Source organism: Streptomyces mirabilis, assembly GCF_039503195.1.
Taxonomy (GTDB): domain Bacteria; phylum Actinomycetota; class Actinomycetes; order Streptomycetales; family Streptomycetaceae; genus Streptomyces; species Streptomyces mirabilis_D.
The window spans coordinates 7,992,786-8,001,113 of record NZ_JBCJKP010000001.1 but is presented as its reverse complement, the minus strand read 5'-3'; the positions used below and the strand labels follow the sequence as shown (position 1 = coordinate 8,001,113).

Genomic DNA, 8,328 nt, shown 5'->3' with positions numbered 1-8,328 from the left:
CATGGCGACGATGCGGGTGAACGGCATCGACGTACACGTCCAGCGGCTGGGCCACGAGAGCGGCTCCCCGCGCCCCGTCGTGGTCCTCATCCACGGCCTGCTCATCGACAGCCTCGCCAGCTACTACTTCAGCCTCGCGCCGCGGCTCGCCGAGGAGGGCCTGGACGTCGTCATGTACGACCTGCGCGGGCACGGCAAGACCTCCCGGCCGCCGACCGGCTACCGGATGGAGGACTTCGTCGACGACCTCGACGGACTGCTGGACGCGCTGGTGATCGACCGCCCGGTGCACCTCGTCGGCAACTCCTTCGGCGGCGCCGTCGCGTACGCCATGGCCGCCACCCGCCCCGAGCGGGTCGCGAGCGTGATCGCCATCGAGGCGGAACCGCCGGCCCGGGCGTGGGCACGGAACATGTACGAAGGCCTGGTCGGCGAACAGGGCGGACTGGTGGTCCAGCAGGTCACCCAGTGGCTGCGGGAGAACCCGGGCGAGCGCAACGCCCGTCCGTTCCGGGCGGCGGGCCGGGTGCTCGACGACACCGCGCTCGCCCAGGAGATCCCGCTCAGCGCTCTCCTCGACGAGGACCTGTCCGCGATCCGCTGCCCGGTCTTCGCCATCTTCGGCGGCGCGTCCAAGCTGTCGGCGCAGACCGGGATGCTGGAGGCCGCGCTCCCCCACTGCCGTACGGTCGTTCTGCCGGACCTCGGCCACTCGGTTCTGGTGGAGGCCACCCAACAGACGTACGCCCTCGTACGCGACTGGCTGTTGCTCGGCCAGGAGGCGCACGCGCTGCGGGAGGCCCGCTAGATGGGCCGGTTCCTGTTCGTGGTGCCGCCGCTGGTCGGGCACGTCAACCCGGCCGTGGGCACCGCGGCGGCACTCGCGGGGCGCGGGCACGAGGTCGCGTGGGCGGGCCACCCGGAACTCGTCCGCGCTCTCGTCGGATCCGACGCCGTCGTCTTCCCCTGCGCCCTCCCCGAGGAGGGACTCTCCCGGCCCGCCGACCTGAAGGGACCGGCCGCGTTCCAGTTCCTCTGGGAGAGCTTCCTCGTCCCGCTGGCGGACGCGATGGCGCCCGGGGTGCGGGCGGCGATCGAGGCGTACGACCCCGATGTCGTCGTCTGCGACCAGCAGGCGGTGGCGGGTGCGCTGGTCGCCGAGCCCCTCGGGCGCGTCTGGGTGACCTCGGCCACCACCTCCGCCGAACTCGTCGACCCGCTGGCCGGTATGCCGAAGGTCGCGGCGTGGCTGGACGGGCTGCTGGCCCGGTTGCGGAACCGGATCTGCGACGGGGCAGGCTCGGCGGACCCCCGCTTCTCCCCGCACGGCGTCCTGGCGTACACCACCCGTGCGCTGCTCGGCCCGGTCGAACTGCCCGACCGGGTCTGGCTGGTGGGCCCGTCCGTCGCCGACCGCCCCGCGAGCGGCGACGACTTCCCCTGGGACTGGCTGGACGCGTCGCCGCTGCCCACCGTCCTGGTCAGTCTCGGCACGGCCAACAACGACGCCGGGGCCCGTTTCCTGAACGCGGCCACGCTGGCGCTCGGCGGACTGGCGGGCCGAGTGCGGGCGGTGCTCGTCGACCCCGGCGGCCTCGTCGAGGGCCCGGTTCCCGGCAACATCCTCCTGCGCCCCCACGTACCCCAACTCGCCCTCCTCCCCCGGCTCGGCGCGGTCGTCTGCCACGCCGGGCACAACACCGTGTGCGAGGCGCTGTGGCACGGTGTCCCGCTCGTCGTGGCGCCGATCCGCGACGACCAGCCGATCGTCGCCGGGCAGGTCGTGGACGCGGGCGCCGGTGTACGGCTGCGGTTCGGCCGCGCGGACGCGGCCAGGATCCGCGCGGCGGTCGAGACGGTCCTCGACCCGGCCGAGGGCCACCGGAAGGCGGCCGAGGCCGTCGGGGAGTCCTTCCGGGCCGCGGGCGGCAGCGCCTCCGCCGCCGCCCGCCTCGCGGCACTGCCGGCCGGGTCGGCCGTGACACGCGCACGAGGCGGCGCATGAACGACAACGGCACGACCGAGCACCGGCCGCCGGCCGACGGCCCCGTCGTCCCGGCCCGGCGGGTCGGCGGCCGTTTCTCTCCCGCGCCGGCGGGGACGAGGGCGACGATTCCGGCCAGCGCGAGCAGGCCGATTCCGGTGACCGCCCAGAAGGCCGCTCGCCAGCCCCAGCGCTCGCCGACCAGCGCACCGAACGGCACACCCAGCACGTTCGCGACCGTCAGCCCGGCGAACATGACCGCCACCGCGCGGGACTTCTTCTCCGGCGCGACCAGACTGCGGGCGACCAGGGAGCCGATGCCGAAGAACGAGCCGTGGCACAACGCCGCGACGATCCGCCCGAGCAGCATCACCGGATAGCTCGGCGCGAGAGCGGACAACAGGTTGCCGATGACGAACAACGCCACCAGGCCGACCAGGATCGCCTTGCGGGGCAGCCGCGCCGTCGCCGCGGTCAGCGCGATCGCGCCGATCGCGACACTCACGGCGTACCCGGAGATCAGCCGCCCCGCGGCCGCCTCGGACACCGCGAAACTCGACGCCACCTGCGGCAGCAGCCCGGCGATCAGGAACTCGGTCAGACCTGTGCCGAACCCGCCGAGTGCCAGCGCGATCAGTCCACTCGGCATTCCCTCGCTCCCCGATCGCGGGGCCAGGGTGCTTCCCGAGCGTCACCTCAGCGTCAACCGGTACGTCAGCGGTGAGCGCCCCGTGATCAGCACCCGTACCCCGTCCGGGGTCAGGGAGCCGTTCAGCCAGGCGTAGCGTTCGCCCGGGTCCACCACCGCGGGCCGGCGGCCGCCCTTGCCGTTGCCGGGGCCGAAGGTGATGTGGTCGGTGCCGACGGTGTAGGTGGCCTCGCCGGAGACGAGCTGGAAGGTGTCCGGGGAGCCGGGGACGGGTTCGAGGCCGTCCCCGGTCAGGGTGCCGCCGGGGCGGAAGCAGAGTTCGAGGGCGAGCGGGCTCGCGCAGCCCTCGCCCGAGAGGTCGAAGGAGATGTCCCAGCCTCCGCCGCCGACCTCACGGACCAGGACTTCGGTGCGGAGTGTGCGGTATTCCTTCGGGCGGTGCGGGAAGTCCATCGCGGACCAGAAGCGGCTGTCGTCGGTGAGGGGGTAGGCGCCGTCGGGGCGGCGGTGCTCGGGGGGCAGCGGGTGGTGGAAGGCGCCGCGGACCTCGGCGTGCAGCCGCCAGCCGTCGTCCGTGCGCTCCAGTCCCTCCGCCCGGAAGTGGCCGAGCGCGAAGAACCGCGGGGCCAGCCGGAGCGAGTCGAGGATCGCCGCGCCCTTGCGCATCTTGAAGAAGGTCGGGTTGGTGGACAGGCCGGACGAGATGGCGTGCAGTTCCGGGAAGTCGGTTCCGCCGAAGACGCTCGCCGTGTGCGTGCCGCGGCGGACCCGGACGAGGCGGCAGCTGTCGTCGTGGTGCTCGAAGTCGTCGGGCAGGGAGGTCACTTCGGGCAGCGGGGCGGCCAGCTCCGGCCGGTCCAGTACCTGGGCGAGGCGCTCGCCGATGGGGGTCTCGCCGAAGGTCTGGTCGGTGCCGCGCTCCTGGAGCAGCGCGGCCACCGCCGCGAAGCGTCCGTCTCCGTCGCGCAGCGCCATCTCCCGGTACTGGAGCCAGAACTCGGGCAGGTGGCGGACCCTCGTCTGGTCCTGGCGGCGCGAATGGACCGTCTCCACCTCGCCGTTGGGCTCGATGACGTACAGGTTGGCGGCCAGGTTGTCGCGTACGTTCGCGTAGAGGTCCCTACGTCCGTAGTGGCGGGCCAGTACGAGCAGCGCCGGATTGGTCACCGCGGCCGAGTAGTTGGGGCTGCGTTCGCTGTACTCGCCGCCGGGCAGCTGGTCGATGCCCTCGGCGAGCCAGGTCTCGATGCGCTCGGGGTAGGCGGGGTCGGGCCAGCGGGCGTGGATGCGGGCGAGGGCCGCGCAGACCAGCCAGCGGTGGTTGGCGGTGTGGACGCCACCGGTGGCGAGGGAGGGGCCCGCCAGGCGCAGGATCCGCTCGATCGTCGCCCGCAGTCCGGTGGTCGGCTCGTGGGCGTCCTCCTCCAGCAGGTGGTGGATCAGGCTGAGGTCGACGATCGAGAAGGCGGTGTCCGCCGGGTTGCCGTCCGCCCCGTGCTCCCACAGCCCGTTGTCGTACTGCTCCTCGGCGAGCGCGTCGGCGAGTTCGGCGGCGGGACCCAGGAGCGCGGCGGAGTGGTGGTACGCCGAGCCCTCGTGCACGTACACCGAGACGAGGGTGCGCAGCGAACGGGTGGCCGCGCGGGCCTCGCCGCCGTCACGGAGTTCGACGAGGTCGGCGCCGTACCCGTCGAGGACGGCCTTGGCGCTGGTCTCGGCGGTCGCGGTGAGCAACTCGACGAACGCGGTGTCGAGGGGGACACCGGTGTCGGCGAGCGCGGCGAGGAAGGTCTTGCGGGCTGTCACTGGGGCTCCTGAGAGGGGTCGCGCTGGTCTTCCACGTCGCTGTGGTCGAGGGTGGGGTCTTTCACTGAGGGGTCCTTCGCGGAGGGGACTCTTGCGTTCGCGTGGTCCCGTACGTCGATCGCGGTGAGCGCCATCGCCAGGGGGCCCGGCACCAGGAACGCCAGCGGTACCAGCATCCACGCGCACAGTACGGCCGCCACCAGGGCGAGCAGCGCCAGCGCGCTGCCGCCCGCGTCTCGGACCGAGTCGCCCGCCGCGCCCCGCACGGCGGCCCGCCAGTCGGTGCGGGACTCGGGGCGCGCGCAGGCCCGCAGGGCGACCACGGCGGCGTACGCGCCGATCGCGGCGGCGACGACCGCGAAGACCGGCGCGCCCGGCAGCCCCGCGCCCGCGAGCGCGAGGTCCGCCACGAGCAGCCCCGCGCCCGCGATCCAGACCAGCCCGGCCGCCAGGTCCGCCGCCCACGGCCGTTCGTGCAGCAGGGCCACGTACCGCCGTGCGGTGGCCGGTTCGCCCGCGCCGGTGGCGCGCAGCAGCGCGCATGAGGTCGACAGCGCGGCGGGGAGGGTCACCAGCGGCAGACAGGCGACCGCGGTGACCAGCCCCACCAGCAGTACGTCGGCGAACAGCGTCATGCGCGGGCCGAAGATCTCGCCCGGCTCCCGGGCCGCGCGGTCGGCGCTCATCCCTTGATCCCCGAGTTCGCCATGCCCTCGACCAGGAACCGCTGGAAGGCGAGGAAGAACAGCACGATCGGGAGCAGCGCGATGACGGACATCGCGAACATCGGGCCGAAGGCCGACTGGCTGGAGGCGTCGACGAACGACCTGAGGGCCAGCGTCAGCGTGAACTTCTCGGGCGAGAAGAGGTAGATGAGCTGGGTGAAGAAGTCGTTCCAGGTCCAGATGAAGGTGAAGATCGCAGTGGTGATCAGGGCGGGGCGGGTGAGCGGGAGGACGACCAGGAAGAAGCTCCGGAAGGGCCCGCAGCCGTCGATCCGCGCCGCCTCCTCCAGTTCACGCGGCAGCCCCCGCATGAACTGCACGATGAGGAAGACGAAGAACGCCTCGGTGGCGAGGAACTTCGGCAGGATCAGCGGCCAGTAGGTGTTCACCATGCCGAGCTTGTTGAAGATGATGTACTGCGGGATCAGCACGGCGTGGTGCGGCAGCATGATCGTGGCGATCATGAACGCGAACAGCGGGCCGCGGAAGCGGAACCGCAGCCGGGCGAAGGCGTAGGCGGCGAGCGAGCAGGACAGGACGTTGCCGAGGACCGCGCCGCCCGCGATGAGCAGGGAGTTGCCGAGCAGCCGCCACACGGAGACGTCGTTCACGCCGTCGAGGGCGGTGGTGTAGTTGGACCACTCCAGGTGGCTGGGCAGCAGGTTGAGGCTGGCGATGACCTCGTTCGCGGGCTTGAGCGAGGTCGCGAGCAGCCAGGCCAGCGGGTAGAGCATGACCAGCAGCGCGGCCAGGCAGCCGGCGTGCAGGGCGAAGCGCCGCCAGGCGATCGGCTCGCGGGCGCCGGCGGTCGACGTGCTCACCGGCGTACGCGTCGGTGTACGTGTCTGCGTGGTCATCGGTCCCCCTCGGACGCGTAGAAGACCCAGGAGCGCGAGGTGCGGAACAGGACGGCGGTGACGGCGCCGATGACCAGGAGCAGCACCCAGGCCATCGCGGAGGCGTAGCCCATGTGGGAGGCGACGAAGCCGCGGTCGTAGAGGTAGAGGGTGTAGAAGAGCGTCGAGTCGGCCGGGCCGCCCTTGCCCGCGCTGACGGCGAAGGCGGGGGTGAAGACCTGGAAGGCCTGGATGGTCTGGAGCACCAGGTTGAAGAAGATCACCGGGGAGAGCATCGGCACGGTGATGGAGAGGAACTGGCGCCATCGGGAGGCGCCGTCGACCTGGGCCGCCTCGTACAGCTCGCCCGGGATCTGCTGGAGTCCGGCCAGGAAGATCACCATCGGGGCGCCGAACTGCCACACGGTGAGCAGGGCGACGGCGAGCAGTGCCCAGCCGGGCCGGTTGACCCAGCCGCCGGTGCCGAGGAGGTGGTCGACCGTGCCGCCGTCGTTGAAGATCGCCCGCCACACCAGGGCCACGGACATGGAGGCGCCGAGCAGGGAGGGCGCGTAGAAGGCGGAGCGGTAGAAGCCCTTGCCGCGCTTCATGTTCTTCAGGGCGAGCGCGACGACGAGGGCGAGCCCCAGTTGCAGCGGTACCGCGATGACGACGTACGTGAGTGTCGTGCCGACCGAGCGCCAGTAGCGCGGGTCCTCGGTGAACATCTGGGTGTAGTTGCGCAGGCCCACCCAGTGCGGGGCGTTGAACAGGTCGTAGTCGGTGAAGGAGAGGTAGAGCGAGACCGCCATCGGGAGGAGCGTGAGGACGGCGGCGCCCAGGACCCAGGGTGAGAGGAACACCCAGGCGGCGCCCTCGCGTTGGCGCTTCGGCCGCTTGGAGCTGGCGGTCCGGGTGCGCGCCCGGCCGGCGGGGAGGTCGGTGGTGGTCATGACCGCAGCTCCGCCTTCGCCTCGGTGACGTAGTTCCTGGCCGCCTCGCGGGGCGACATCCGCTCGAAGGAGACCTGGTCGTAGTCGCGCTGGAAGGTGGTCTGGAGCGCGTTGTCGCCGGAGGGCGGGGCCTGTGGTGGGGCGTTGAGGCTGCCTTCCAGTGAGCTCTGGAAGTCCGCGACGGTCTTGTCGAAGTCCTTGAGGTCCGGGGTGAGGTCCTGGCGGATCGACTCGTTGACCGGGATGCCGCGGGTGGCGCCGAGGATGGCGGCGGCCTCCGGGTCGTTGAGCATGAAGTCGATGAGCTGGGCGGCCTGGTCGGGGTGCCCGGTGTCGGCGGCGGCGCCCATGAACATGGACGGCTTGAAGTACTGGCCCGGGGTGCCGTCCGCGCCCGAGGGCATGGGCGCGAGGGTCGGGCCGCCCGGGACGAGCGCGAGATAACCGCTGGAGGGGGCGTCCCAGTTGAAGTCGGAGACGGCCTTGCCGCGGCCGAGCGGGGTGTTCTCGACCGAGCCGTCGAGCTGGGTGGTCTGTTCGGCCGGCGAGACCGCTCCCGCGCGCCGCAGTCCGTCGGTGAAGGTCCACCAGCGGGCCAGGTCGTCGGCGGTGAAGCCGAGCCGCCGGTCCTTGGTGTAGAGGGCCTTGCCCCGGCCGCGCAGCCACACCTCGAAGGCGTCCTCGCTCTGCCCCGGGTCGGTGGCGCCGGGCTTGTGGGACTTCTTCGTGAGCGCGCGCATGGCGTCGGCCCACTCGTCCCAGGTCCAGCCCTGGGCGGGCGGAGCGACCCCGGCCGCCTTCCACTGCTTCGCGTCGTAGACCACGGTCTCGGTGCCGCGGCCCTGCGGGACGGCGTACTGCTTGCCGTCCACGACTCCGGTGGCCAGCAGCCCCGCGTCGATGTCGTCGGTGCGCAGCGCCGTCCGCTTACCGAGGTCGAGGAGCACACCGCCGGACGCGTACTGGTCGATCATCCGGTAGTCGAGCTGCATCACGTCGGGGGCGTCGCCGCCGGCCGCCTGGGTGGCGAGCTTCTGCTTGTAGGCGTCGTATCCCGCGAACGAGGTCTGGACCTGGATCCCCGGGTGCTTCTTCTCGAAGAGCGAGACGGCCTGTTCGGTTCTGGCCGCCCGGTCGGGGTTGCCCCACCAGGTGTAGCGGAGCACGACCTTCCCGCCCGTGCCGCTCGATCCTCCCGAGCCCGAGCAGCCCGCCGCCAGCGTCGCGCAGAACGCGAGAACGACAGCTGCGGTACGGGACTTCATTGTCCTGTCACCGGGCATGAGTGAGTCATCCCTCCCATTCAGAAAGCGCTTGCACCTGGAGCGACCCTAGGTAATGTGCGGATGTCACTACAAGACCCGTACACGGATCG

Annotated in this window: 7 protein-coding genes and 1 pseudogene; 2 read left to right on the top strand and 6 right to left on the bottom strand. The window is 72.0% G+C overall.

Going from position 1 to position 8,328, the window contains the following annotated elements:
• Window position 1 precedes the first annotated feature (1 nt).
• Complete coding sequence (locus tag AAFF41_RS36350; RefSeq protein WP_319750917.1) at window positions 2-808, top strand: alpha/beta fold hydrolase; 807 nt, start codon at window positions 2-4, stop codon at window positions 806-808.
• Entirely contained in the window at window positions 809-2,005 is a 1,197-nt protein-coding gene (locus tag AAFF41_RS36345) for a glycosyltransferase (protein WP_319750918.1), read from the top strand.
• 49 nt (window positions 2,006-2,054) lie between these two features.
• Here AAFF41_RS36345 and AAFF41_RS36340 read toward each other — a convergent pair.
• The 6 genes and pseudogenes from AAFF41_RS36340 to AAFF41_RS36315 form a co-directional block, all read right to left on the bottom strand.
• Window positions 2,055-2,633 (bottom strand): annotated as a pseudogene (locus AAFF41_RS36340) (MFS transporter); the annotation flags it as partial.
• 42 nt (window positions 2,634-2,675) lie between these two features.
• Window positions 2,676-4,439 carry an MDR/zinc-dependent alcohol dehydrogenase-like family protein gene (locus AAFF41_RS36335; protein ID WP_319750919.1) on the bottom strand — a complete coding sequence of 588 codons (1,764 nt, stop codon included), beginning with the start codon at window positions 4,437-4,439 and terminating at the stop codon, window positions 2,676-2,678.
• Window positions 4,436-5,125, bottom strand: coding sequence for a hypothetical protein (locus AAFF41_RS36330; protein ID WP_319750920.1), 690 nt, complete (start codon window positions 5,123-5,125; stop codon window positions 4,436-4,438). The genes AAFF41_RS36335 and AAFF41_RS36330 overlap by 4 nt, the downstream gene beginning before the upstream one ends.
• Window positions 5,122-6,021: a carbohydrate ABC transporter permease gene (locus tag AAFF41_RS36325; RefSeq protein WP_343325274.1), complete on the bottom strand. Its 900-nt coding sequence runs from the start codon at window positions 6,019-6,021 to the stop codon at window positions 5,122-5,124. Before AAFF41_RS36325 ends, AAFF41_RS36330 begins: the two co-directional genes overlap by 4 nt.
• A complete protein-coding gene (locus AAFF41_RS36320) occupies window positions 6,018-6,953 on the bottom strand; it encodes a carbohydrate ABC transporter permease (RefSeq protein ID WP_343325273.1) in 936 nt (311 codons plus the stop codon). Before AAFF41_RS36320 ends, AAFF41_RS36325 begins: the two co-directional genes overlap by 4 nt.
• Window positions 6,950-8,236, bottom strand: coding sequence for an ABC transporter substrate-binding protein (locus AAFF41_RS36315; RefSeq protein WP_343325272.1), 1,287 nt, complete (start codon window positions 8,234-8,236; stop codon window positions 6,950-6,952). The genes AAFF41_RS36320 and AAFF41_RS36315 overlap by 4 nt, the downstream gene beginning before the upstream one ends.
• Window positions 8,237-8,328 lie beyond the last annotated feature (92 nt).

Bases quoted from the DNA above. Each gene is read 5' to 3' on its own strand.
- AAFF41_RS36350 (WP_319750917.1), top strand. From the start codon at position 2: ATGGCGACGATGCGGGTGAACGGCATCGACGTACACGTCCAGCGGCTG.
- AAFF41_RS36345 (WP_319750918.1), top strand. From the start codon at position 809: ATGGGCCGGTTCCTGTTCGTGGTGCCGCCGCTGGTCGGGCACGTCAAC.
- AAFF41_RS36330 (WP_319750920.1), bottom strand. From the start codon at position 5,125: ATGAGCGCCGACCGCGCGGCCCGGGAGCCGGGCGAGATCTTCGGCCCG.
- AAFF41_RS36325 (WP_343325274.1), bottom strand. From the start codon at position 6,021: ATGACCACGCAGACACGTACACCGACGCGTACGCCGGTGAGCACGTCG.
- AAFF41_RS36320 (WP_343325273.1), bottom strand. From the start codon at position 6,953: ATGACCACCACCGACCTCCCCGCCGGCCGGGCGCGCACCCGGACCGCC.
- AAFF41_RS36315 (WP_343325272.1), bottom strand. From the start codon at position 8,236: ATGCCCGGTGACAGGACAATGAAGTCCCGTACCGCAGCTGTCGTTCTC.